The 25,704-nt window shown below is 64.6% G+C and carries 19 protein-coding genes; 1 reads left to right on the top strand and 18 read right to left on the bottom strand.

Going from position 1 to position 25,704, the window contains the following annotated elements; translation table 11 throughout:
* Positions 1 to 29 precede the first annotated feature (29 nt).
* The 18 genes from alaS to ACFW0H_RS11995 form a co-directional block, all read right to left on the bottom strand.
* Entirely contained in the window at positions 30 to 2,654 is a 2,625-nt protein-coding gene (gene alaS / locus ACFW0H_RS12080) for an alanine--tRNA ligase (RefSeq protein WP_422914143.1), read from the bottom strand.
* 265 nt (positions 2,655 to 2,919) lie between these two features.
* Complete coding sequence (ltaE, locus tag ACFW0H_RS12075; protein ID WP_422914142.1) at positions 2,920 to 3,924, bottom strand: low-specificity L-threonine aldolase; 1,005 nt, start codon at positions 3,922 to 3,924, stop codon at positions 2,920 to 2,922.
* Positions 3,925 to 4,009: 85 nt separating this feature from the next.
* Positions 4,010 to 5,008 carry a succinylglutamate desuccinylase gene (gene astE / locus ACFW0H_RS12070; RefSeq protein WP_422914141.1) on the bottom strand — a complete coding sequence of 333 codons (999 nt, stop codon included), beginning with the start codon at positions 5,006 to 5,008 and terminating at the stop codon, positions 4,010 to 4,012.
* A 9-nt stretch (positions 5,009 to 5,017) separates the two neighbouring features.
* Positions 5,018 to 5,308: a topoisomerase II gene (locus ACFW0H_RS12065; RefSeq protein WP_422914140.1), complete on the bottom strand. Its 291-nt coding sequence runs from the start codon at positions 5,306 to 5,308 to the stop codon at positions 5,018 to 5,020.
* A 10-nt stretch (positions 5,309 to 5,318) separates the two neighbouring features.
* On the bottom strand, positions 5,319 to 6,665 hold the full coding sequence (gene astB / locus ACFW0H_RS12060) for an N-succinylarginine dihydrolase (RefSeq protein ID WP_422914139.1): 1,347 nt from the start codon (positions 6,663 to 6,665) through the stop codon (positions 5,319 to 5,321).
* On the bottom strand, positions 6,662 to 8,125 hold the full coding sequence (astD, locus tag ACFW0H_RS12055; protein ID WP_422914138.1) for a succinylglutamate-semialdehyde dehydrogenase: 1,464 nt from the start codon (positions 8,123 to 8,125) through the stop codon (positions 6,662 to 6,664). Before astD ends, astB begins: the two co-directional genes overlap by 4 nt.
* Entirely contained in the window at positions 8,126 to 9,148 is a 1,023-nt protein-coding gene (gene astA / locus ACFW0H_RS12050) for an arginine N-succinyltransferase (protein WP_422914137.1), read from the bottom strand.
* A gap of 95 nt (positions 9,149 to 9,243) precedes the next feature.
* A complete protein-coding gene (gene aruF / locus ACFW0H_RS12045) occupies positions 9,244 to 10,260 on the bottom strand; it encodes an arginine/ornithine succinyltransferase subunit alpha (protein WP_422914136.1) in 1,017 nt (338 codons plus the stop codon).
* Positions 10,261 to 10,413: 153 nt separating this feature from the next.
* Positions 10,414 to 11,634, bottom strand: a complete 1,221-nt coding sequence (locus ACFW0H_RS12040) for an aspartate aminotransferase family protein (protein WP_422914135.1) — start codon at positions 11,632 to 11,634, stop codon at positions 10,414 to 10,416.
* A 369-nt stretch (positions 11,635 to 12,003) separates the two neighbouring features.
* Positions 12,004 to 12,993, bottom strand: coding sequence for a transcriptional regulator ArgR (argR, locus tag ACFW0H_RS12035; protein ID WP_422914134.1), 990 nt, complete (start codon positions 12,991 to 12,993; stop codon positions 12,004 to 12,006).
* 96 nt (positions 12,994 to 13,089) lie between these two features.
* A complete protein-coding gene (gene aotP, locus ACFW0H_RS12030) occupies positions 13,090 to 13,854 on the bottom strand; it encodes an arginine/ornithine transport ATP-binding protein AotP (protein WP_422914133.1) in 765 nt (254 codons plus the stop codon).
* Between the two features lie 19 nt (positions 13,855 to 13,873).
* Positions 13,874 to 14,986, bottom strand: coding sequence for a succinylglutamate desuccinylase/aspartoacylase family protein (locus tag ACFW0H_RS12025; protein ID WP_422914132.1), 1,113 nt, complete (start codon positions 14,984 to 14,986; stop codon positions 13,874 to 13,876).
* 4 nt (positions 14,987 to 14,990) lie between these two features.
* The gene (locus tag ACFW0H_RS12020) at positions 14,991 to 15,689 is read right to left on the bottom strand and encodes an ABC transporter permease (RefSeq protein WP_422914131.1); all 699 of its coding nucleotides are present in this window, start codon (positions 15,687 to 15,689) and stop codon (positions 14,991 to 14,993) included.
* Positions 15,686 to 16,375, bottom strand: a complete 690-nt coding sequence (locus tag ACFW0H_RS12015) for an ABC transporter permease (protein WP_422914130.1) — start codon at positions 16,373 to 16,375, stop codon at positions 15,686 to 15,688. Before ACFW0H_RS12015 ends, ACFW0H_RS12020 begins: the two co-directional genes overlap by 4 nt.
* A gap of 107 nt (positions 16,376 to 16,482) precedes the next feature.
* Entirely contained in the window at positions 16,483 to 17,265 is a 783-nt protein-coding gene (locus tag ACFW0H_RS12010) for an ABC transporter substrate-binding protein (RefSeq protein WP_422914129.1), read from the bottom strand.
* Positions 17,266 to 17,891: 626 nt separating this feature from the next.
* The gene (gene acs / locus ACFW0H_RS12005) at positions 17,892 to 19,847 is read right to left on the bottom strand and encodes an acetate--CoA ligase (protein ID WP_422914128.1); all 1,956 of its coding nucleotides are present in this window, start codon (positions 19,845 to 19,847) and stop codon (positions 17,892 to 17,894) included.
* Positions 19,848 to 20,142: 295 nt separating this feature from the next.
* On the bottom strand, positions 20,143 to 21,636 hold the full coding sequence (gene putP / locus ACFW0H_RS12000; protein WP_422914127.1) for a sodium/proline symporter PutP: 1,494 nt from the start codon (positions 21,634 to 21,636) through the stop codon (positions 20,143 to 20,145).
* A gap of 635 nt (positions 21,637 to 22,271) precedes the next feature.
* Positions 22,272 to 23,024 (bottom strand): AraC family transcriptional regulator, encoded by a 753-nt coding sequence (locus tag ACFW0H_RS11995; RefSeq protein ID WP_422914126.1) that lies wholly within the window; start codon positions 23,022 to 23,024, stop codon positions 22,272 to 22,274.
* Between the two features lie 146 nt (positions 23,025 to 23,170).
* Between ACFW0H_RS11995 and lon the strand changes: the two genes are divergently transcribed.
* Positions 23,171 to 25,570, top strand: a complete 2,400-nt coding sequence (gene lon, locus ACFW0H_RS11990) for an endopeptidase La (protein WP_422914125.1) — start codon at positions 23,171 to 23,173, stop codon at positions 25,568 to 25,570.
* Positions 25,571 to 25,704 lie beyond the last annotated feature (134 nt).

Raw genomic sequence — 25,704 nt, 5'->3', positions numbered from 1 at the left:
GGCGTGGGGCGGGCCGTTGGCGGAGAGTCTCAGAGACCCTGTTCGACGAACGGTGCGGCAAGCGCCAGGGCCTGCTCCAGGGCGGAGGCGTCGGTACCGCCGCCACGCGCCATGTCAGGGCGACCGCCGCCCTTGCCGCCGACCGCCGCCGCGGCCTGCTTCATCAGATCGCCGGCTTTGAGTTGGCCGGTCAGGTCCTGGGTGACGCCGGCGACCAGTGTCACCTTGCCCTCCAGCGCACCGCCGAGCAGGATCACCGCGCGGCCGAGCTTGTTCTTCAGTTGGTCGACCAGCGCCAGCAGCGCGTCGCCATCCAGTCCGTCCAGGCGCGCGGCCAGGACCTTGACACCTTTCACCTCGATGGCGGAAGCGGCCAGGTCGTCGCCGGCGGCGCTGGCCGCCTTGGCCTTGAGCTGCTCCAGCTCTTTTTCCAGCTGGCGGTTGCGCTCCAGCAGCGCGGACAGTTTGTCCAGCAGGTTGTCGCGGCTGCCCTTGACCAGGCCCGCGGCTTCCTTGAGTTGTTCCTCGGCGCCGTTCAGGTAGACCAATGCGGCTGCGCCGGTCACGGCCTCGATACGGCGCACGCCCGCCGCCACGCCGCCTTCGCTGACGATCTTGAACAGGCCGATGTCACCGGTGCGGGAAACGTGGGTGCCACCACAGAGCTCGACGGAGAAACCGCCACCCATGGTGAGCACGCGCACCTGCTCGCCGTACTTTTCACCGAACAGCGCCGTGGCGCCCTTGGCCTTGGCGGTATCGATGTCGGTTTCTTCGGTTTCGACTTCGCTGTTCTTGCGGATCTCGGCGTTGACGATGTCTTCCAGGGCCTTCAGCTGCTCGGGCTTGATGGCCTCGAAATGGCTGAAGTCGAAGCGCAGGCGCTGGCTGTCCACCAGGGAGCCTTTCTGTTGTACGTGGTCACCCAGGACCTGGCGCAGCGCAGCGTGCAGCAGGTGGGTGGCCGAGTGGTTCAGGGCGGTGGCCTGGCGCACCGAGGCATCGACCTGGGCGGTCACGCTGGAACCGATGCGCAGGGTGCCGTGATCGACCACGCCGTGGTGAAGGAAGGCGCCACCGGCCTTGGTGGTGTCACGCACGTCGAAGCGCAGGCCCTGGGCGGCAATGAAACCGCAGTCGCCGATCTGGCCGCCGGACTCGGCGTAGAAGGGGGTGCGATCGAGGACCAGCACGCCCTCCTCGCCTTCGCCCAGCTGCTCGACGGCCTGGCCGTCCTTGAACAGGGCGATCACCTTCCCTTCGCCGGCGGTGCAGACGTAGCCGGTGAAATCGGTATCGGCGTCCACCTTGACCAGGGCGTTGTAGTCCATGCCGAAGGCGCTGGAAGCGCGGGCGCGCTCACGCTGGCCTTCCATTTCACGCTCGAAGCCGGCCTCGTCGATGGTCAGGCCACGCTCGCGGGCGATGTCGCCGGTCAGGTCGACGGGGAAGCCGTAGGTGTCGTACAGCTTGAACAGGGTTTCGCCCGGGATCATTTTGCCCTTCAGGCCCACCAGGTCCTGCTCGAGGATCTTCAGGCCCTGCTCCAGGGTCTTGGCGAACTGCTCTTCCTCGGTCTTCAGCACGCGCTCGATGTGCGCCTGTTGCTGCTTGAGCTCCGGGAAGGCCTCGCCCATCTCGGCCACCAGCGCGGCGACGATCTTGTGGAAGAAGCTGCCCTTGGCGCCCAGCTTGTTACCGTGGCGGCAGGCACGACGGATGATGCGGCGCAGCACGTAGCCGCGGCCTTCGTTGGATGGCAGCACGCCGTCGGCGATCAGGAAGCTGCAGGAACGGATGTGGTCAGCGACCACCTTCAGCGAAGGCGCGTCGTCGTTGGCGCAACCGATGGCTTCGGCGGAGGCTTTCAGCAGGCTCTGGAACAGGTCGATCTCGTAGTTCGAGTGCACGTGCTGCAGCACGGCGCTGATGCGCTCGAGGCCCATGCCGGTGTCCACGCTGGGCGCCGGCAGCGGATGCATCACGCCGTCAGCGGTGCGGTTGAACTGCATGAACACGTTGTTCCAGATCTCGATGTAGCGGTCGCCGTCCTCTTCCGGGGAACCGGGCGGGCCGCCCCAGATGTCCGCGCCGTGGTCGAAGAAGATCTCGGTGCAGGGGCCGCAGGGGCCGGTATCGCCCATGGCCCAGAAGTTGTCCGACGCGTACGGGGCACCCTTGTTGTCGCCGATGCGCACCATGCGCTCGTGGGGAATCCCGACTTCCTTGGTCCAGATGTCATAGGCCTCGTCATCGCTGGCGTAGACGGTGACCCAGAGCTTTTCCTTGGGCAGCTTCAGCCATTTGTCGCCGGTGAGGAATTCCCAGGCGTAGTGGATGGCGTCGCGCTTGAAATAGTCGCCGAAGCTGAAGTTGCCCAGCATTTCGAAGAAGGTGTGGTGGCGCGCGGTGTAGCCGACGTTTTCCAGGTCGTTGTGCTTGCCGCCGGCACGCACGCATTTCTGGCTGGTGGTGGCACGGGTGTAGGCGCGCTTTTCCAGGCCAAGGAAGCAGTCCTTGAACTGGTTCATCCCCGCGTTGGTGAACAGCAGGGTCGGGTCGTTGCCCGGAATCAGGGAGCTGGAAGCGACACGGGTATGCCCCTTCTCTTCGAAGAAGCTGAGGAAGGCTTCACGGATTTCTGCGCTTTTCATAGGTTCTTCCACGGAAACTGCGGCCACGAAGGCGGGTGCAAATCGTTATCGGCGAAGGACGGCAAGCGGGGGCAGGCAAGAAATCAGCAGGATATTCGTGAAAAACCCGGCATTTCCTGCCTTTTCCCCGCATTGCGCGCGAAACTCGCAGCCGCCTGACGACGGGCGTACGAATCACCGGCAAAGGGCCGCATTATATCGGCCTTGCGCCAACGGGATAGTGCCTTTGTGCGATAGAAGGCGCCTATTTGTGCGCGCCGGCGACTCAGCCCTGTCGGAAAGCGGCGAAAGCCTCGACCACCCGGGCAATGTCGGCGGCCTGCACATCCAGATGGGTGACCAGGCGCAGGCGCGCCGCCGGACTCACGCGGATGCCCCGCTGCGCGAGGAAGTCGCCCAGGGCCCGGGCGCGCTCGCCGATCTGCACATAGACCATATTGGTCTGCACCGGCTCGATGGCGAAGCCCAGGTCCCGCAGCGCGACGCCCAGGCGCTCGGCGTTGGCGTGGTCATCGGCCAGGCGTTCGACGTGGTGATCCAGCGCATAGAGCCCCGCCGCCGCCAGCAGGCCAGCCTGGCGCATGCCGCCGCCAACCATCTTGCGCAGGCGCCGGGCCCTGGCGATCAACGCCGCGCTGCCGCAGAGCACCGAGCCTACCGGTGCCCCCAGCCCCTTGGACAGGCACACGGAAACCGAATCGAAATGGCGGGTGATCTCGCGGGCGTCCACGCCCAGCTTCACCGCCGCGTTGTACAGGCGGGCGCCGTCCAGATGCAGGCCAAGGCCGCGACGACGGGTCAGCTCGCGGGCAGCCGCCAGGTAATCCAGGGGCAGCACCTTGCCCTGCATGGTGTTTTCCAGCGCCAGCAGACGGGTGCGGGCGAAGTGGAAGTCGTCCTGCTTGATGGCCGCTTCCACCTTGCCCAGGTCCAGGCTGCCATCGGCCTCGCCGTCGATCGGCTGGGGCTGGATCGACCCCAGCACCGCGGCGCCGCCGCCTTCGTATTTATAGGTATGGGCCTGCTGGCCGACGATGTACTCGTCACCACGCTCGCAGTGGGCCATCAGTCCCAGGAGGTTGCTCATGGTGCCGGTGGGGACGAAAAGCGCGGCCTCGAAGCCCAGGCGCTCGGCGAGGCTGGCCTCCAGGCGGTTGACCGTGGGGTCTTCGCCGTAGACGTCGTCACCCAGTTCGGCGCGCTGCATCGCCTCGCGCATGCCGGTGGTGGGTTGGGTGACGGTGTCGCTGCGCAGGTCGATCAGGCTCATGCCGGGCTCCTTGGATGGGCGAAGAGCCCGATCCTAAGGCCCGGCGCCAGGTCGGTACAGGTACAGAAGAAAGGAAAAGCGCCCGCTACACGTCGGCGGGCACGATCAGAATCCCGGCACGCAGGCCGTTCTTCACCCTGGGGTTGGGGAAGATGATGCGCGCGCCCTGCTCTTCCACGACCCAGCGGGTACCGGCGATGTCTTCGGCCAGCAGGTAGCCCACCGGCAGTTCGCTGAAGTTCTCGATATCCGGCGCCAGATGCAACCGGAAAGACTCGCTGTGCTTGATGATTTCCCGCGACACCGAGAACAACTGCAACCCATCCAGGCACTCGCCATCGGTCTGCGGCTCGCGCCCCTCGATCAGGGCATGCAGGCGGGCCTCCAGGCGGTCGAGGTTGACCTCCTGGTTGCTGCCGAACGGTCGCGCCTTGCCCAGCTCCAGGGTAAAAGCCTCGGCGCCCAGTTGGGCATAGGTGTAGGAACTGAAGGTGATGCCGGTCTTGTTCTGCAGCAGCACGGCGTCGATGCCGGCCTCACGCAGCCGGGCCAGTTCCAACCGCGAGTGCTCGCGCCCTTCGACATAGGGGTAGAGGGCGAACTGCTCGATCTTCGAACCGCGTATGGCGGTATGCAGGTCGTAATGCAGGCGATCCCGTTCGGGCTTGCTGAAGAAGGCGGCGGCGTAGCGCTCCAGCTCGCCGGCGCGCATGGCTTCGAAGCCACTGGATTCGGCGTGGCGGCCATTGAACAGGCGGTTGATGTCCTGCTCGACGAAGCGTTCGCCGCGACGAATGGCTTCCGGGTTACCGAGCAGGAAGAGAATTCTGGCGCGCGGTTTCAACTGGCCGCGGGCGATGGCCTGGACCAGGCGGTCCAGCAGTTCGATGGGGGCGGTCTCGTTGCCGTGCACCCCGGCCGACAGCAGCAGGTCGAGCCCGCTGTCGTCGGCGGCGGGCGGGGTGACGTCCAGCGCCCCCTCACCCAGCCAGTGCAGGCGCACGCCCCCGGATGTCAGCTGGATCTTCTCGGTCGGCTCACGGCCGGCGAGGGTCAGTTCGAGCAGTTTTCCGAGGGCTAGCATCCTGTTACCTCAATGATCGTGGTCGCAGTCGGGACCATGCACATGGTCGTCGTCGGCGTCGACGTCGGCCGGTTCCATTTCCAGTTGCAGGCTGACCAGGTTGGTGGCCAGCGGGCGCAGCAGGAGGTTGGCGTACTCGGTATCGCCCTCCTCCACATCCACGCCGATCAGCAGCTGGCCGTTGCCGGCCTGCTGGATCCAGACTTCCTTGCCCTGCCAGACGACGGCGAACCGGGTGCAGGAGGTTTCGAGCTGGGTGCCGTCGGTATCTTCGAGGATGAGTTGCAGGGCGTCGGACATTTCAGTTTTCTCAGTTGAGCTGGAAGGGATAAACAGCGCCCAGTTTAAGGATCTGCGTCAGTTCATCCAATGCCGTCCGGCACTCCACCAGCAATTGCGGGTCAGCCAGGTCGCTTTCGCTCAGGCGGTCACGGTAGTGCTTCTCGACCCACGCGGTCAGGGTGGCGTGGAGTTCCGGGGTCATGATCACGCCCGGGTTCACCGCCGCCAGCTCGTTTTCCTTCAGGGCCACGCGCAGACGCAGGCAGGCCGGACCACCGCCGTTCTGCATGCTCTGCTTGAGGTCGAAGACCTTCACCTCGCGGATCGGCCCCTGTCCCGAAGTCAACTCGTTCAGGTAATTCCACACGTTGGCATTGCCACGGCACTCTTCCGGCACGATCAGCAGCATGCTGCCGTCGGCGCGGCTGAGCAGTTGGCTGTTGAACAGGTAGGAACGCACCGCGTCCTCCACGCCCACCGCGCTGCGCGGCACGCGCACGGCCTGGAAATGACCGCCGCGCTTGCCCAGCTTGCTGTCCAGCTCGGCCAGCACCTTGTCGGTCTCGAGGAAGGCATCCTCGTGGTAGAACAGCACTTCGCCATTACCCACCGAAATCACGTCGTTGTGGAATACGCCCTGGTCGATCACCGCCGGGTTCTGTTGAGCGTAGACCACACCCTCGGCGCCCAGCCCGTGCAGGCGGGCCACCGCCTGGCAGGCTTCCAGGGTCTGCCGCGCCGGATAGCGCTGCGGGGACGGGAAACGACTGTCGAAAGCACTGCGGCCGAACACGAAGAACTCCACGCCAGCCTCGCCGTACCCCTTGCAGAAGCGGGTGTGGTTGGCCGCGCCTTCATCACCGAACTGGCTCACCGCCGGCAGCGCGGCATGGTGGGCGAAGTGCTGGTCGTTGGCGAACATGGCGCCCAGCACACGGCTGGTCGTGACGTGCTCGATGGAGCGGTGGAACTTGCAGTTCAGGTTGGCTGCGGTGAAGTGCACCCGGCCGTCGGCCGTATCGGCACTGGGGCTGACGGTGCAGGAGTTGGCGGTCCACATGCTGGAGGCGGAGCTGCACGCGGCCAGCAGCGGCATGGCTTCCCTGGCGGCCTGGGCGATCACCTGGGCATCGCTGCCGGAGAAGCCCAGGCTGCGCAGGGCAGCGACATCCTGGCGCTCCTGCGGGGCGAAGACGCCCTGCTTGAAGCCCATTTCCATCAGCGCCTTCATCTTGCCCAGGCCCTGCAGCGCAGCTTCCTTCGGGTTGGAAACTGCCTGGCTGTTGCTCTGCGAGGCGACGTTACCGTAGGACAGACCACCGTAGTTGTGGGTCGGGCCGACCAGTCCGTCGAAGTTCACTTCATAAGCGTTCACAGGCTGACTCCTGGGGTAAGGGTTGCAGGCAGGGCAAGGGTTTCGCTTTCCAGCGAGGCCACCGGATAGGCGCAGTAGTCAGCGGCGTAGTAGGCGCTGGCGCGGTGGTTGCCGGAGGCGCCGACACCACCGAAGGGTGCGCTGCTGGCGGCGCCGGTCAGTTGCTTGTTCCAGTTGACGATGCCGGCGCGGCTCTCGATGAGGAACTGCTGGTAGCGCTCGGCGGAATCCGACAGCAGGCCGGCGGCCAGGCCGTACTGGGTGGCATTGGCTTCACGGATGGCGGCATCGAAGTCGGCATAGCGGATCACTTGCAGCAGCGGGCCGAAGAACTCTTCGTCCGGGCGGCCGGTCACGGCGGTCACATCGAGGATGCCGGGGGTCAGCAGCGCAGCGTTGGCCTGGGGCTGGGTCATGGCCAGCAGGGCCTTGGCGCCCTTGGCCAGCAATTGCTCCTGGGCCTGCATCAGATGCTGCGCAGCGCCGAGCGAGACGACCGAGCCCATGAAGGGCGCGGGCTGGGCATCGAAGGCGCCAACCTTGATGCTGCCGGCCACGGTCACCAGGCGTGCCAGCAGGGCATCGCCCCAGGCGCCTTGCGGCACCAGCAGGCGGCGCGCGCAGGTGCAGCGCTGGCCGGCGGAAATGAAGGCCGACTGGATGATGGTGTAGACGGCGGCGTCCAGGTCCTGGACCTGATCCACCACCAGCGGGTTGTTGCCGCCCATCTCCAGCGCCAGGATCTTGTCCGGGCGGCCAGCGAACTGCTGGTGCAGCAGGTTGCCGGTGCGGCTGGAGCCGGTGAAGAACAGGCCGTCGATGCCCGGGTTGCCGGCCAGGGCGACGCCGGTTTCACGGGCGCCCTGCACCAGGTTGAGCACGCCGGCTGGCAGGCCGGCCTCGACCCAGCACTTGACCGTCAGCTCGGCGACCTTGGGGGTCAGCTCGCTGGGCTTGAAGATTACCGCGTTGCCGGCCAGCAGCGCCGGCACTATGTGGCCGTTGGGCAGGTGACCGGGGAAGTTGTACGGGCCGAACACTGCCACCACGCCGTGGGGCTTGTGACGCAGCACGGCGGTGGCATCGGCCAGGGGGCCACTCTTTTCGCCGGTACGTTCACGGTAGCTCTGGATGGAGATGGCGACCTTGTTGACCATGCTGGTCACCTCGGTGGCCGACTCCCACAGCGGCTTGCCGGTCTCTTCACCGATGCAGCGGGCGAGCTCGTCGGCGTGCTCGCGCAGGACCACGGCGAAGCGTTCGAGGATGCCGATGCGCTCTTCCAGCGGACGGCGGGCCCAGGCCGGGAAGGCGACGCGGGCGGCCTTGACGGCTTCGTCCACCTGGGCGGCATTGGCGCCGCGACCGGACCAGACGACGGCCTGGGTGACCGGGTTCAGCGAATCGAAGGCTTCGCCCTGCCCTGCCTGCCAGTTACCAGCGATCAAATGGGTACTCATTTATACGGACTCCTTGGCCGACAGCGGCACCGCGCGGACCGAGGCGCCGGCGGAGAGTTTCAGGCGTTTGGCCGTCAGCGCGTCCACCACCAGAGTGCCGGCGGCCAGGCGGGCCGGCGCGGCGGTGATGCGGCAGTCTGCACGCTTGCGGTTGTGGATCAGGAACGGCGTGGCGTCGTCACCCGGGGTGCCGACGGCCAGGACCAGGTTCTGACTGTCGCGCACGGCGCGGATCTTCGCCGTCTCGCACTCGATGGCCGGGCCGGCATCGAAGATGTCGACGTAGCCCTGGTAGCTGAAGCCCTCGCCCTTGAGCATGGCCAGCGCCGGCTCGGTGTCGGTGTGCACGCGGCCGATAATGTTGCGCGCGGCTTCGGAGAGGAAGCAGGTATAGAGCGGGAACTTGGGCATCAGCTCGGCGATGAAGGCCTTGTTGCCGACGCCGGTCAGGTAGTCGGCGCGGGAGAACTCCATCTTGAAAAAGTGCCGGCCGAGGCTTTCCCAGAAGGGAGAAACGCCATTCTCGTCGGACATGCCGCGCATTTCGGCAATCACCTTGTCCCCGAAGAGTTCCGGGAACTCGGCGATGAACAGGAAACGCGCCTTGGACAGCAGCCGGCCGTTCAGGCCGCTGCGGTGGCCGGCATGGAGGAACAGCGAGCAGAGCTCGGAGTTGCCGGTCAGGTCGTTGGCCAGGAACAGGGTGGGAATCTGCCGGTGGATATGCAGCTCCTGGGAGGCGCTGACGGTCAGGCCGACCCGGTAGTTGTACCAGGGCTCGCGCAGGCCCACGGCGCCCGCCACGGCGGAAATGCCGACGACGGTGCCGTCGTCGTCCTCGAGGACGAACAGGTAATCCGCGTCGGCGCGCTCGGCCTCGCCACGGAATGCCTTCTCCGCCCAGCCGACGCGATGCGCCAGGCGCTCCTCATTGGCCGGCAGCGTGGTCAGGCCTGCGCCGGTGCTGCGCGCCAGGTCGATCAGGGCCGGTAAATCGGCGCTGCGTACAGGACGAACGATCATGGATCCTCCGGATTAGCTACAAGCTTCAAGCGGCAAGCTACAAGTGGGAAGGCAGGCTGGCTTGCCGCTGGTGGCTTGCAGCTTGCCGCTCTGAATCAGACCGCGATCAGGCGAACGCTGGCGCCTTCACCGACGCCCAGGGCATCGGCGGCCTCCTCGCTCAGTGCCACGGGCTTGCCGGGCACCCAGTCGAGATCGGCGACTATGGCGCGGAAATCCTGCAGTTGGCCGTTGCACACCAGGTACTGGCGACCGCCCTTGCCCTGCTCGCCCAGTCTCACCGGCACGACGCGGCTCTGCGCGATGGAGCGGATACTCGAAGTACGGGCATGCAGGGTCGGGCCACCGTCGAAGATGTCGATGTAGTTGTCGGTCTCGAAGCCTTCGCGCATCAGGATGTCGAAGGTGATCTGCGCCCTTGGGTGCACCTGGCCCATGGATTCCTGGGCCTCGTCCGGCAGCAGCGGCACGTAGATCGGGTAGTGCGGCATCAGCTCGGCGAGGAAGGTGCGGCTCTTGAGGCCCGACAGGCGCTCCGCCTCGGTGTAGTTGAGATCGAAGAAGTTGCGCCCCACGGCGTCCCAGAACGGCGATTCGCCCTGCTCGTCGCTGTAACCGACGATCTCCACCACCACGGCGTCGGCGAAGCGCTCCGGATTGCTGGCCATGAACAGCAGGCGACCGCGGGAGTTGAGCTCGGAGATGGGCGTGTTCACCAGATCGCGCTCGACGTAGAAGCTGGTCAGCAGGCTGTTGCCGGTGAGGTCGTGGCAGAGCGACAGGACGTGGATCTTGTTGTGGATCGAAAGCGAACGAGAGGCGTGCACGAAGGTCTCGTTGCGGAAGCTGTAGAAGGGTTCGGAGAAGCCGGCGGAGGCGACTATCGCCGAACAGCCGGCAAGACGGCCGGTCTTGCTGTCTTCGAGGACGAAGAAGTAGCTCTCCTCGCCATTGAAGCTCACTTCGGCGGAGAAGGACGCCTCGGAGGCGGCGATCTTCTCGCCCAGCACCTGGGCGTCGTCCGGCAGCGAAGTGACACCCACGGGGCTATCCGCGGCCAGGCGCTGGACTTCAGCGAGATCGGCCATTTGCGCGGGGCGCATCACCAGCATGGGGGGTCACTCCTTTTCTTGTTAAAGACTCCGGACGAACCAGTGGTTCCATCCGGAGAAAAGCCGGGCCCCGATGGCCCGGGCTCACGCATGAATCCGTTTCATCCCTGGGGTATACGCGCAGCGCGTCCCTGCGCTGCGTATCGCTGAGACTTACGCCTGGGTCAGCTTGGCGACGGCACGCTCGAAGCGGTCCAGGCCCTCGTCGATGTCGGCATCCGGGATCACCAGGCTGGGCGCGAAGCGCACCACGTCCGGGCTCGCCTGCAGGACCATCACGGCTTCCTTCTCCGCGGCGTTCAGCACGTCCTTCGCCTTGCCCTTCCAGGCGTCGGAGAGGACGGCGCCGATCAGCAGGCCCAGACCGCGAACTTCGGTGAAGATGCCGTACTTGGCGCCAATCGCTTCGAGGCGGGTCTTGAAGCGGTCATGCTTGGCATTGATGCCGCTGAGCACTTCCGGCGTGTTGATCACGTCCAGCACCGCTTCCGCCACTGCGCTGGCCAGGGGGTTGCCGCCATAGGTGGTGCCGTGGGTGCCTACTGAAAGATGCTTGGCGATTTCGCTGGTGGTCAGCATGGCGCCGATGGGGAAACCGCCGCCCAGGCTCTTGGCGCTGGAGAGGATGTCCGGGGTCACGCCGTAGTGCTCGTAGGCGAACAGGTGGCCGCTGCGGCCCATGCCGCTCTGCACTTCGTCGAACACCAGCAGCGCGTTGTGCTCGTCGCACAGCTTGCGGGCGCCTTCCAGGTAGGCCTTGTCGGCCGGCAGCACGCCGCCCTCGCCCTGCACGGGCTCCAGGACCACGGCGCAGGTCTTGTCGGAGATGGCCGCCTTCAGGGCTTCCAGGTCGTTGAAGGGCACGTGGGTGATGCCTTCCATCTTCGGACCGAAGCCGTCGGAGTACTTCGGTTGGCCGCCAACGGTCACGGTGAACAGGGTGCGGCCATGGAAGCTGTTGGTAGCCGAGATGATCTCGTACTTCTGCGGGCCATAGACGTCATGGGCATAACGGCGGGCCAGCTTGAAAGCCGCCTCGTTGGCTTCGGCACCGGAGTTGGCGAGGAACACGCGCTCGGCGAAGGTGGCATCCACCAGCTTCTTGGCCAGGCGCAGGGCAGGCTCGTTGGTGAAGACGTTGGACACGTGCCAGATCTTGTTGGCCTGCTCGGTGAGCGCCTTGACCAGTGCCGGGTGCGCATGACCCAGGGAGTTCACAGCGATGCCACCGGCGAAATCGATCAGCTCGCGACCGGATTGGTCCCAGACTCGGGAACCCTGGCCACGCACCGGGATGAAAGCGGCGGGGGCGTAGTTGGGAACCATCACCTTGTCGAAATCGGCGCGCTCGACCTGCGCATGCTCAACGGACATCAGTTTCTCCTGCCATGTACGGCTAGTGATGAAAGGATTGTAGGGACTGATTCAGGGTTGGCATTGCCGCCATGCGACAACTTCTTACAGCGCCAACCCCACGGAAACCGGCGCTTATGGAAATGCGACAGAAAGCGTCGGGAAGGCGCAGTTTAAACGCTGATCGCCGCCGCTACGCACCAGCCGGGAAATTTTCTCCACGGGGTGACCGGTGGGTATTCATGAAAGGCGGGGGTGGGAAACCTGTAGGGGCGAATTCATTCGCCAAGCAGGCCGCAGGTCTGCACTTCCAAGCCACAGAGGGCAGCGTTGCTGCCCCTGGCGAATGAATTCGCCCCTACAAGAGAAAGAACGCCGGGGAACCCGGGCTCAGCCCCGCTCAGCCACCGCCACCGGCTGCGGCTGGGCTTCGAAGGGACTGGCGCCGCGGCGCTGGTTGCGGTCTTCGCGGGGAGTGACGCCGAAGAAGTTGCGGTAGGCGCTGGAGAAGTGCGGACCGGAAGAGAAGCCGCAGGACAGGCCGATCTGGATGATCGACTTGCTGGTCTGCATCAGCATCTGCCGCGCCTTGTTCAAGCGCAGCTCCAGGTAGTACTGGCTGGGCACGCGATTGAGGTACTGCTTGAAGATCCGCTCCAGCTGACGGCGGGACACGCAGACATGCTGGGCGATCTCGTCGGTGGTCAGCGGCTCTTCGATATTGGCTTCCATCAGCAACACCGCCTGGGTCAGCTTCGGATGGCTGGAGCCGAGGCGGTTCTGCAGCGGGATGCGCTGGCGCTCGCCGCCTTCGCGGATACGCTCCACCACCAGCTCCTCGGACACCGCGCCGGCCAGCTCGGCACCGTGGTCGCGGGCCAGCAGCGCCAGCAGGAGGTCGAGCACCGCCAGGCCACCACAGGCGGTGAGCCGGTCGCGGTCCCAGTCGAACAAATGGCTGGTGGCGATCACCTTGGGGAAGCGCTCGGCGAAATCATCCTGCCAGCGCCAGTGCACCGCCGCGCGATAGCCGTCCAGCAATCCCAACTGCGCCAGCGGATAGACGCCTGCGGAAATGCCGCCGACCACGCAACCGGCACGCACCAGCTGCTTGATGGCCGCTGAGAGTGCCGGGGAAATCTGCGCCGGCGGCTCATCGGCCAGCAGGAACAGGCGCTGCTGGCCTTCCAGCTTGCCGGTCCAGGCTTCGCCGGGCAGGCGCCAGGCACCCTCGGCGGCCGGTTCGGCGTGCAGGAAAGACATCTCGTAAACCACTTCCGGATGCAGTCGCTGGGCGACACGCAGGGCTTCCTCGGCCAGCGCCAGGGTCAGTGCCTTGGTTCCGGGCCAGAGGAGAAAGGCGATTCGATGGGCAGTCATGGCAGGCAGCTTAGCAGACCCCGGCAAAAGGAAATGAACAAGGCGGATATGGGCTTGGAATGCGGTGCGGCGGCCCTGGGGCCGCCGCGTCGGAGCTTACTTCAGGCTGCCGGAGAGGAACTGCTTGAGGCGATCGGATTGCGGATTGGCCAGCACTTCCTTCGGGCAACCACGCTCTTCCACCAGGCCCTTGTGGAGGAACACCAACTGGTTGGAGACCTCGCGGGCGAAGCCCATTTCGTGGGTGACCACGACCATGGTGCGGCCTTCCACGGCCAGGTCCTTCATCACCTTGAGCACTTCGCCCACCAGTTCCGGGTCCAGGGCCGAGGTGGGTTCATCGAACAGCATCACCTCCGGCTCCATCGCCAGGGCACGGGCGATGGCCACGCGCTGCTGCTCGCCACCGGACATGTGCGCCGGGTAGGCGTCCTTGCGGTGGGCCACACCCACCTTCGCCAGGTAGTGTTCGGCTTTCTCGATGGCTTCCTTCTTCGGCACGCCGAGCACATGCACCGGCGCTTCGATCACGTTTTCCAGGGCGCTCATGTGCGACCACAGGTTGAAGTGCTGGAACACCATGGCCAGGCGCGAGCGCATGCGCTGCAGCTGCTTGGAGTCAGCCGCCTTCAGGCCGCCGTCCTTGTTCGCCACCAGCTTGAGCTCCTCGCCATTGAGCAGGATCTTGCCGCCGTGGGGCTGCTCCAGCATGTTGATGCAGCGCAGGAAGGTACTCTTGCCCGAGCCGCTCGAGCCGATGATGCTGATGACGTCGCCAGCCTTGGCCGCCAGGGACACGCCCTTGAGCACTTCGTGGCTGCCATAGCGCTTGTGCAGGTCTTGGACTTCCAGTTTGTACATGGTCTCGGTCTCGTTTGGCTCAGTCGCTCAGCAGGCGTCCCTGACGAATGGGTTCACGGCCGGCCACCTTGGCCAGCCACAGTCCAGGTTGCGCAAAGCGCATGCGCTCCCGCGCGAACAGCACGCCGTCCACGGAAGCACACACCACGGCGTGGCGGTCTTCCAACGGGTCGATCACTTCGAACAGGGGGTCGCCCGCCTTCACCTTCGCCCCGGCGGGCTGCAGGAAACTCACCACACCGGCGTGGGGCGCATAGAGGTATTCGGCGCCCTCGAAGGGAGTGGCCTCACAGCAGGCTTGCGGCGCTGCCGGCCACTGCCCGGTGATCAGACCCTGATCGGCGAGGAAGGCCAGGATGGCTTCGGCACGGGCCTCGGCCAACGGCTTGTCGGTGTCCGCCATGCTGCCCAGCTCGACGGTGGTGGCCATGCAGGCCAGCGGAATCGCCGCAGCGGGGAAACGCTGCGCCAGGCGCAGCCAGGGTAGCGAGCAGGATTCGTCGAAGGAACTGCCGCCGGAATCTTCGGCGGTCAGCACCGCACCGGCCTCCAGCCGTGCCGCCAGCGGACGCAGCCCAGCCCAGTGTTGGGGCAGGCAGTAGAGGTGCACGGCGGCTTCGAAGTCGCAATGCAGGTCCAATACCAGATCGGCGTCGCAGGCATGCTGCAGCAGCAGGCGTTGCAGGCCGGCCAGCTCGGAGCCGGCCGGCGGCAGCGCCGACAGCGCCTCGCCCATGGCCTGGCGGATCAGTGCCACGTTGGCTGCGGCATCGGCGCCCAGCCGCCCGTCCAGGCGGCCAGCCACCAGGCCCGCCAGGTCGGCGAAGTCACGGTTGAAGTTCTTGCCGCTGCCCAGCTCGAAACGCCCCTGCTGGGTGGCCTGAATCAACTGGCCGAGACCGACCGGGTTGGCCACTGGCACCAGTTCGATCACACCATTCAACCGGCCCTGCTCTTCCAGTTCGCGCAGACGGCGCTTGAGCTCCACCGCCACGCGCATACCCGGCAGCTCATCGGCATGCATGGAAGCCTGGATATAAGCCTTGCGCACTCCACTGCCGAAACGGAAGACCGTCAGCTGGCGACGGGTCCCCAGGCAACCCCAGGGCAATTCGTGGTCGATACGTTGCATGGCATCAGGCCTTGCGCGGGGCCAGGTAGGCCAGGTAGCGACGCTCGGCGGCCTTGAACAGGCGCACCAAGATGAAGGTCAGGCACAGGTAGAACGCGCCCGCGGTGATGAACGCCTCGAACGGCAGGTAGTACTGCGAGTTCACGGTGCGTGCGGCGCCGGTGATGTCGATCAGGGTGACGATGGACGCCAGGCTGGTGGTGTGCAGCATCATGATGACTTCGTTGCTGTACTGCGGCAGGGCTCGGCGCAGGGCCGACGGCAGCAGGATGCGGCGGTACAGCTTGGCGCGGGACATGCCCATGGCCTTGGCCGCCTCGATCTCGCCATGGGGCGTGGCCTTGATGCTGCCGGCGAGGATTTCCGCGGTGTAGGCACTGGTGTTGACGGCGAAGGCCAGGCAGGCACAGAAGGTTGCGTTGGACAGGTAGGGCCACAGCGCACTCTCGCGCACCCCCTCGAACTGAGCCAGGCCGTAATAGATGAGGAACAGCTGCACCAGCATCGGGGTGCCGCGGATCACGTAGGTGTAGAGCCAGGCCGGGAAGTTCACCCAGGGCTGCTTGGACACCCGCATCAGCGCCAGCGGAACCGCGGCGGCCAGGCCGAGGGCCAGGGAGATGGCCAGCAGCTTGAGGGTTACCAGCACGCCACCGAAGTAGAGCGGCAGGCTCTCCCAGATCACGTTGTAGTCGAAGATCATAGTTCAGCCGCCTTGATGCCCACCGAGTAGCGACGCTCCATGAAGCGCAGGGCCAGCAGGGAAACGCTGGTCAGCACCAGGTAGAGCGCGGCAACCGCGAGGTAGAAGGTGAAGGGTTCACGGGTTGCGTCCGCTGCACTCTTTGCCTTGAACATCATGTCCTGCAGGCCGACCACCGAAATCAACGCGGTGGCCTTGGTCATCACCAGCCAGTTGTTGGTGAAACCGGGAATCGCCAGGCGGATCATCTGCGGCACCAGGATGCGGAAAAACACCTTGGGCCCGCTCATGCCATAGGCCAGGCCGGCCTCACCCTGCCCTTTCGGGATCGCCATGAAGGCGCCACGGAAGGTTTCAGAGAGGTAGGCGCCGAAGATGAAGCCCAGGGTGAAGACGCCGGACCAGAAGGGATCCAGGTCGATGTAGTCCTCGTAGCCGACCATGGGCGCCACGACGTTCACCAGCTGCTGGCCGCCGTAGAAGATCAGCAGGATCAGCACCAGGTCGGGAATGCCGCGGATCACCGTGGCGTAGGTTTCACCCATCAGGGCCAGCCACTTGACCGGGGAAAGCCGGAAGGCTGCACCGATCAGGCCGAGCACCACCGCCATGGTTATGGAAGAAAGGGCCAGCAACAGGGTGAGCCAGGCACCATCGAGAATGGTCGAGCCGTAGCCGTTGAGCATGATCAGATCCTCATGCAGCGCGCCGGAATACACCGAGCGGCACCGCCACAACGAAAAAGTGGCACAAACCGCTATCTGAAGTTTGTGCCACTTTCAGGGAAATGCGATTACTCGCCGTAGACGTCGAACTTGAAGTACTTGTCCTGCACTTCCTTGTACTTGCCATTGGCGCGGATGGCCGCGATGGCAGTGTTGATCTTCTCGGCAAGGGCCTTGTCACCCTTGCGCACCGCGATGCCGGCACCTTCACCGAAGTACTTCTTCTCGTTGAAGTCCGGACCCACCAGGGCAAAGCCCTTGCCGGCGTCGGTCTTGAGGAAGCCGTCGTCGATGTTGACCACGTCCGCCAGGGTGGCGTCGAGGCGGCCAGCGGTCATGTCCAGGAAGATCTCGTTCTGCGAGCTGTAGCGCACCACTTCAACACCGGCCGGAGCGAAGACGTCGGTGGCGTAGCGGTCATAGATGGAAGCGCGCTGCACGCCAACTTTCTTGCCCTTGAGGTCAGTCAGCGGGTCGTTGATGACGGTGCCTTCCTTCATCGCGAGGCGAGCAGGGGTGTGGTAGTACTTGTTGGTGAAGTCGACCGACTTAAGACGCTCTTCGGTGATGGTCATGGACGACAGCACGGCGTCGAACTTGCGCACTTTCAGGGCCGGGATCAGGCCATCGAATTCCTGCTCGATCCACTGGCACTTCACTTTCATCTCTGCGCACAGGGCGTTGCCGATGTCGTAGTCAAAGCCGGTGATGGTGCCTTCCGGGGTTTTGTAGGCGAAGGGCGGGTAAGCCGCTTCGATACCGATGCGCAGGGGCTTGGCGTCGTCAGCGATGGCGGCCAGCGGCGACAACAGGGACAGCGCCATGGCGCCGAGAAGTGCAATCTTCTTCATCTTATGACTCCTTCAAAGGGGTATGGCTTCTGTTGGCAGCGTGAGATTTCGCCCAGACGGTCCACGAAATTGTAGAAAGAGTCGTCGTCTTTGCTGGCTGAAGGCCCTAAGCAAAAGGCTCCGACTGGGTGTGCGGCATTCTAGCCACAGCCCTTAAGTCGATATTTCTTCAATGCGACAACAAATTACAGAAGCGCCGGAGCGGGGGAGAAAGAGGATTGACAGGCACAGGGAAAAGTGCCGAGAAAGCAAATTTCAAAACCCTGTATAAAGGCAATTATCAGGCCACAAAAAAAAGAACCCCGACATTTCGGGCATTGCGGCATTTTGACTTGCTGACCACGGCCGGAAAAATGCCCCGGATCAGTCTCGGCCGTTCCCGATGGAACCAGGTTGGCGCGGGGCGTAACGAACACTGTTACTGCAACGCCCCTCCCCTGCCGAAAATCCGATATCCAATCGGCATTTGCAGCCGCGAGTTCACGCCCTTCTTTCAAGGGCAATTTCGAACACGACAATCGCCAGGCTTCGCCTACGCGGCATCGTCCTCCCCTGACAACAGCACCCCAAAATGCAAAACCCCGCCCCGGCTTGTGGCCAGGGCGGGGTTTTGTGGCAGCGCCGGATCAGGCGGCCTGCATGGTGCGATGAGTATCGATCAGGTGTTGCACCACTCCGGGATCAGCCAGGGTGGAGATGTCGCCAAGGGCATCGTATTCGGCGACGGCGATCTTGCGCAGGATGCGGCGCATGATCTTGCCCGAGCGGGTCTTCGGCAATCCCGGAGCCCACTGGATCACATCCGGGGTGGCGATCGGACCGATCTCCTTGCGCACCCAGGCCTTCAACTCCTGACGCAGTTGCTCGGAAGCCTCCACGCCGGCGTTCAGCGTGACGTAGACATAGATGCCCTGCCCCTTGATGTCGTGCGGTACACCGACCACCGCAGCCTCGGCCACCTTCGAGTGGGCGACCATGGCGCTCTCGATCTCGGCGGTGCCCATGCGGTGACCGGACACGTTCAGCACGTCATCGACGCGGCCAGTGATCCAGTAGTAGCCGTCTTCGTCGCGACGGGCGCCGTCGCCGGTGAAGTACATGCCCTTGAAGGTCTTGAAATAGGTGTCGACGAAGCGGTCGTGGTCGCCATACAGGGTACGCGCCTGACCCGGCCAGGAATCGATGATCACCAGGTTGCCTTCGGCCGGCCCCTCGATGAGGTTGCCAAGGTTATCCACAAGCGCCGGCTGTACACCGAAGAAGGGACGCGCGGCGGAACCCGGCTTCAGCCCGTGGGCGCCCGGCAGCGGAGTCATCAGGCAGGCGCCGGTCTCGGTCTGCCACCAGGTGTCGACGATCGGGCAGCGGCCCTGGCCGACGTTCTCGTAGTACCAGTGCCAGGCTTCCGGGTTGATCGGCTCGCCCACCGAACCCAGCAGGCGCAGGCTGGAACCGTCGGCGCCTTCGACCGCCGCCTTGCCCTCGGCCATCATGGCGCGAATGGCGGTCGGTGCGGTGTAGAGGATGTTGACCTTGTGCTTGTCGACGATCTTCGCCACGCGGGTGATGTCCGGGTAGTTCGGCACGCCCTCGAACATCAGGGTGGTGGCGCCGTTGGCCAGCGGGCCGTAGACCAGGTAGGTGTGGCCGGTCACCCAGCCGATGTCGGCGGTGCACCAGAAGACTTCACCCGGACGGTAGTCGAACACGCGCTCATGGGTCAGCGCGGCGTAGGTGAGGTAACCGCCGGTGGTGTGCAGCACGCCCTTGGGCTTGCCGGTGGAGCCGGAGGTATAGAGGATGAACAGCGGGTCCTCGGCGCCCATTTCCTTCGGCGCGCAGACGCTGCCGGCGACTTTCATCAGGTCTTCGTACCAGACATCGCGATGCTGGTTCCACTTGATCTCGGAACCGGTGCGCTTGACCACGATGATCTTCTGCACGCTGCTGGTTTCAGGGTTGGTCAGGGCGTCGTCGACATTGGCCTTCAGCGGGACCTTGCGGCCGCCGCGCAGGCCTTCGTCGGCGGTGATCACCAGCTTGGAACGGCAGTCGATGATGCGGCCGGCCAGGGCCTCGGGGGAGAAGCCGCCGAAGACCACGGAGTGGATGGCGCCGATGCGGGTGCAGGCCAGCATGGCGACCACGGCTTCCGGAATCATCGGCATGTAGATGGTCACCACGTCCCCGCGGTGCACGTCCTGGCCACGCAGGGCGTTGGCGAACTTGCAGACGCGCTCGTGGAGGTCGCGGTAGGTGATGACCTGGTGTTCGGAGGGATCGTCGCCCTCCCAGATGATGGCCGGCTGGTCGCCGCGTTCGGCGAGATGGCGATCGAGGCAGTTGGCGGACACGTTGAGGGTGCCGTCGGCGAACCACTTGATGTCGACGTGGTGGTCGTCGAACGAGGTCTGCTTCACCTTGGTGAAGGGCTTGATCCAGTCCAGGCGCTTGGCCTGCTCACGCCAGAAACCGTCGGGGTTGATGACGGATTGCTGGTACATGGCTTTGTAGGTCGCTTCGTCCGTGAAGGACTTGGCGGCCACTTCAGGGCGGACCGGATACAGTGAAGCAGCACTCATGGGGTCTTACCTCGGTGGGTAGTTGTTTTTGTATGGAGCCTTTTGTATCCCCCGCACTTTAGTGGGGCCATACGACCATCGTCTTACCAAAGTCGGACTATGGTCGAAACGGCTTAGATCGTGCCCAGCCAAAACCTGCCGGAACCTGCTGACGCAATCGCCCGCAATCACCTGGACAAAAAAAACCGGCCCATGTCCGAGGACATGAGCCGGTGAAGCACTATCGGGTCGTAGGTGAGAGCCCGGGCAAGCCCGGATGACGGCACGCGGACGACCAGCCGCGTGCCGCACAGAATCAGACGTGGGCGTCCTGGTATTCCTTCTCGGCTTCGTCGAAGCGCTTGATCATGGCAGCGGACGGGCCGTTGCCGAAGCGGCTGAAGATCAGGATGCCGAGGGTGCAGAGGATGAAGCCCGGAATGATCTCGTACAGGCCGGTCCAGCCGAAGAAGTTCTTCCACAGGACCACGGTCACCGCACCGAGGATCATGCCGGCCAGGGCGCCGTTACGGGTCATGCCTTTCCAGATCAGCGACAGGATCACCACCGGACCGAAGGCAGCACCGAAGCCGGCCCAGGCGTAGGACACGAGGCCCAGCACTTTGCTTTCCGGGTCAGCGGCGATGACGATGGAGATCACCGCCACCAGCAGCACCATGGCGCGACCGACCCAGACCAGCTCGGCCTGGCTGGCGTTCTTGCGGAAGAAGGCCTTGTAGAAGTCTTCGGTCAGGGCACTGGAGCAGACCAGCAGCTGGCAGCTCAGGGTAGACATCACGGCCGCCAGGATGGCGGACAGCAGCACGCCGGCGATCCAGGGGTTGAAGAGGATCTTGGCCAGCTCGATGAACACGCGCTCGTGGTTGGCGGTAACGGCGCCAGCCAAGTCAGGATGCGCGGAGAAGTAGGCGATGCCGAAGAAACCGACGGCCACCGCGCCGCCGAGGCAGAAAACCATCCAGGTCATGGAGATGCGGCGGGCGTTCGGAATGGATTTGACGGAGTCGGCAGCCATGAAGCGCGCCAGGATGTGCGGCTGGCCGAAGTAGCCCAGGCCCCAGGCGAGCAGGGAAATCACGCCGACGAAGCTGGCACCCTTGAGCATGTCGAAGTGCGCGGCATCCTTCATCTCGATGGCGACGAAGGTGGTGTCCATGCCACCGGTGGCGATCATCACGATGACCGGGGTGAGGATCAGGGCGAAGATCATCAGGCTGGCCTGGACGGTGTCGGTCCAGCTGACCGCCAGGAAACCACCGACGAAGGTGTAACAGATGGTCGCGGCAGCGCCGGCCCACAGGGCGGTTTCGTAGGAGATGCCGAAGGTGCTCTCGAACAGGCGGGCACCGGCGACGACGCCGGAAGCGCAGTAGATGGTGAAGAACACCAGGATCACCACGGCGGAGAAGATGCGCAGGATGCGGCTGTTGTCTTCGAAGCGGTTGGTGAAATAGTCCGGCAGGGTCAGGGCGTTGCCGTTGTGCTCGGTCTGCACGCGCAGACGGCCGGCAACCAGCAGCCAGTTGAGGTAGGCACCGATGATCAGGCCAATGGCGATCCAGCTTTCGGAGAGACCGGAGAGGTAGACGGCACCCGGCAGGCCCATCAGCAGCCAGCCACTCATGTCGGAGGCGCCGGCGGACAGCGCGGTAACGAAGCTGCCGAGGCTGCGACCACCGAGGATGTAGTCGGAAAGGTTGTTGGTGGAGCGATAGGCGGCGAAGCCGATCAGCACCATGGCCGCGATATAGATCACGAAGGTGATCAGCATCGGGTTGCTCATACTCATGGGGGTCTCCCCTGTTCGTTTGTTTTTATTCGGAGGCGGCGGGTTGTCCGCTTCCTTGGTTGCTGTATGGCAAGCACTTGTGGCGCCTGCCGGTTCGATTCTCGACCGAGTCAGCCATGGGGCCGATGCAATCCCGGTCGAGCAATGGCAGCAGGGCGTCCTGCCCTGCCAATGCGATGACCCCAGCCTCGGAAGGCCAGGTCGGCCATGCGAATCAATGGAATTCCTGGTATGCCCCGGCAATGCCGGAGACGGGGGTTGCAACCGCCACGGGGCAGTCACTGGAAGCGCCTAGTACAACCTGCGGCGCGATCAAGGCACTGGGTGCGTCTACCGGTCGCAGGGCGCGTGCGAAATTTAGAGATATGGCACTCCACCTTCTTGTCAGATCCTCTGATTCCTTTATTGAAACCTCTGATTCAGGGAACTTTCCGCCAAAAGGTGCAACCTCCTCCCACCCATACGCCATAAGGATCTTCCACAATGGGCTGGCAAATCCCCCAAACAGGGTTGCTCCCTAAAGGTACAACCCGTCAGTCCAAACCTGACGATGGTTGCACCACCTATTCAAGGGCACAGGAGAGCGCCCATGGCCGACCGGCGATAGGCGCGGATGCGTCAGTGATGGAGAAGCGTCATTCCGCGCCGCGGAGGCGCTTGGGCGTCAGGCCCAGGTAGCGGCGCATGGCCGTGGTCAGGGCGCTCTGGCTGGAAAAGCCGCACTCCTCGGCGATGCGCACCAGAGGCCGGTCGCTCTCGCGCAACAGGCGGGCGGCGCGATCGAGGCGGGTCTTGAGCAGATACTGGTGAGGGGTCAGGCCCATGCCGTCCTTGAACTGGGCATGGAAATGGCTGGGGCTCAGGCAGGCGACCTGGGCCAGTTCGGCGACACTGATGCGCCGTGCCAGGTTGTCCCGGATGTAGTCGTCCAGACGCTCCATGTCGAGGCTGCCGGCCGGCCGCCGCCGCGCCTCGCCGAACAAGCGCAAGTAGAGGGCTCGCAGCAGGATGCCGCCCAGGGAACGCGCCAATAGCGGGTCACTGCCGTAACGAGCGAGTTCGGCGCCTGCGTAGTTCAGGAGATTCTGGAAATCCGCATCCAGCTCGGGATAACGCGGCGTCTCGAACAAGCGGCCGAGCATGTCGAGATCCTCGGCCGAGGTGCCTTGCCCGTCCAGATCGAGGATCAGCATGCGGTTATCCCCCATGCCGGCGAACTGATGGCCGGCATCGCCCGGCACCAGGCACGCGCGCATGCGACAGACCTCGCCGCCACGGCCGTCCACCTCGAACTCGGCGCGGCCGGCGAGGGACAACACCAACTGGTGGTGGTCATGGGCATGGTGGTGGGCCTGATCGTCCAGGCGCAGGAGGCGGGCGTCGAGCATTGGGCGCTTTGATCAAAATTTGCGCATTCTAGCGATGACGTTCCGGATTGCCCAGCGCCACCGGGCAGGGGACATGGAGGAATGCGGTTGAAATGCCCTGCGCCCTGCCCCATCTAGGCTTAGTGAACCAATTGCCAGGTGCCCCCATGAGCGATCAGGACATCAACGCCGACATCGTCGAAGAAGCCACTTCAAGCCAACGGACCGGCCTGGTGCTGCCCGGCCAGGCCTTGCCGGACAAGGTCTACATCATTCCGATCCACAATCGCCCGTTCTTCCCGGCCCAGGTGCTGCCGGTGATCGTCAATGAAGAGCCCTGGGCGGAAACCCTGGAGCTGGTGGCCAAGACCGACCACCACTGCCTGGCGCTGTTCTACATGGAGAACCCGCCGGAAGACCCGCGTCATTTCGACACCAGCACCCTGCCCGAGCACGGCACCCTGGTTCGGGTCCACCACGCCAGCCGTGACGGCGGCAGACTGCAATTCGTTGCCCAGGGCCTGTCGCGGGTGCGCATCCGCGGCTGGCTCAAGCGCCATCGCCCGCCTTACCTGGTGGAGGTCGACTACCCACAGAGCCCGGCGGACCCGCGCGACGAGGTCAAGGCCTACGGCATGGCCCTGATCAACGCGATCAAGGAACTGCTGCCGCTCAACCCGCTGTACAGCGAGGAGCTGAAGAATTATCTGAACCGTTTCAGCCCGAACGATCCGTCCCCGCTGACCGACTTCGCCGCCGCCCTGACCACCGCCCCGGCCCACGAGCTGCAGGAAGTCCTGGACACGGTGCCGGTGCTCAAGCGCATGGAGAAGGTGCTGCCGCTGCTGCGCAAGGAAGTGGAAATGGCGCGGCTGCAAAGCGAGCTCTCCGCGGAGGTGAACCGCAAGATCGGCCAGCACCAGCGGGAGTTCTTCCTCAAGGAACAGTTGAAGCTGATCCAGCAGGAACTGGGTATCACCAAGGACGACCGCAGCGCCGACAGTGAGCAGTTCACCCAACGCCTGGAAGGCAAGGTTCTGCCCGATCAGGCCAGAAAGCGCATCGACGAAGAGCTGAACAAGCTCTCGATCCTGGAAACCGGTTCGCCGGAGTACGCCGTCACGCGCAACTACCTGGACTGGGCCACCTCGGTGCCCTGGGGTGTCTACGGCGCGGACAAGCTCGACCTGAAGCACGCACGAAAGGTGCTGGACCAGCACCACGCCGGGCTCGACGACGTGAAGAACCGCATCCTCGAGTTCCTCGCGGTGGGCGCCTTCAAGGGCGAGATTTCCGGCTCCATCGTGCTGCTGGTGGGGCCGCCCGGTGTCGGCAAGACCAGCATCGGCAAGTCCATCGCCGAATCCCTGGGACGCCCCTTCTACCGTTTCAGCGTCGGCGGCATGCGTGACGAGGCGGAGATCAAGGGCCACCGCCGCACCTACATCGGCGCCCTGCCCGGCAAGCTGGTGCAGGCGCTGAAGGAGGTGGAAGTGATGAATCCGGTCATCATGCTCGATGAAATCGACAAACTCGGCGCCAGCTACCAGGGCGACCCGGCCTCGGCCCTGCTGGAGACCCTGGACCCGGAGCAGAACGTCGAATTCCTCGACCATTACCTCGACCTGCGCCTTGACCTGTCCAAGGTGCTCTTCGTCTGCACCGCCAATACCCTTGACTCCATCCCGGGTCCGCTGCTGGACCGCATGGAAACGATCCGTCTCTCCGGCTACATCACCGAAGAGAAGCACGCCATCGCCAAGCGCCACCTGTGGCCTCGCCTGCTGGAGCGTACCGGCGTGCCGAAACAGCGCCTGTCCATTACCGACGGTGCGCTGACAGCTGTGATCGAGGGCTACGCCCGGGAGGCCGGGGTGCGCCAGCTGGAGAAGCAGCTGGGCAAGATCATCCGCAAATCCGTGGTGCAGCTGCTGGACGAGCCCGACGCAAAGATCAAGGTCGGGCAGAAGGACCTGGAGCATTACCTGGGCCTGGCGCCCTTCCGCAAGGAGCAGCTCCTGGCGGGCGTCGGCGTGATCACCGGCCTGGCCTGGACCAGCCTGGGCGGCGCCACCCTGCCCATCGAGGCAACGCGTATCCACACGCTCAATCGCGGCTTCAAGCTCACCGGCCAATTGGGTGACGTCATGAAGGAGTCCGCGGAGATTGCCCACAGCTATATAAGTTCGCACCTGAAGCAGTACGGTGGTGACCCGAACTTCTTCGACCAGGCCTTCGTCCACCTGCACGTGCCGGAAGGCGCCACGCCCAAGGACGGTCCCAGTGCCGGCATCACCATGGCCAGCGCCCTGCTTTCCCTGGCGCGCAACCAGGCGCCGAAGAAGGGCGTGGCCATGACCGGCGAGTTGACCCTCACCGGCCAGGTACTGGCGATTGGCGGGGTGCGCGAGAAGGTCATCGCCGCCCGGCGGCAGAAGATCTTCGAGCTGATCTTGCCCGAGGCCAACCGCGGCGCCTTCGAAGAGTTGCCGGACTACCTCAAGGAAGGCGTGACGGTGCACTTCGCCCGGCGTTTCTCCGAGGTGGCCAAGGTGCTGTTCGATTGAGATAGCGCACCCGGCCCCGTGGGAGATTCCGTGTCAATCGACGCGTAGGGTGGAAATCCCTTTCGGGATTTCCACCATCGGTGCCTTTGCTTGGCTTCGCTGGTGGATAGAAGAGCGCAATCCCCCTACAGGGC

It is taken from the genome of Metapseudomonas cellulosilytica (genome assembly GCF_049334135.1).
GTDB lineage: Bacteria > Pseudomonadota > Gammaproteobacteria > Pseudomonadales > Pseudomonadaceae > Metapseudomonas.
The sequence above is the reverse complement of the archived record's forward strand: the minus strand, read 5'-3'. Positions and strand labels throughout refer to the sequence as shown.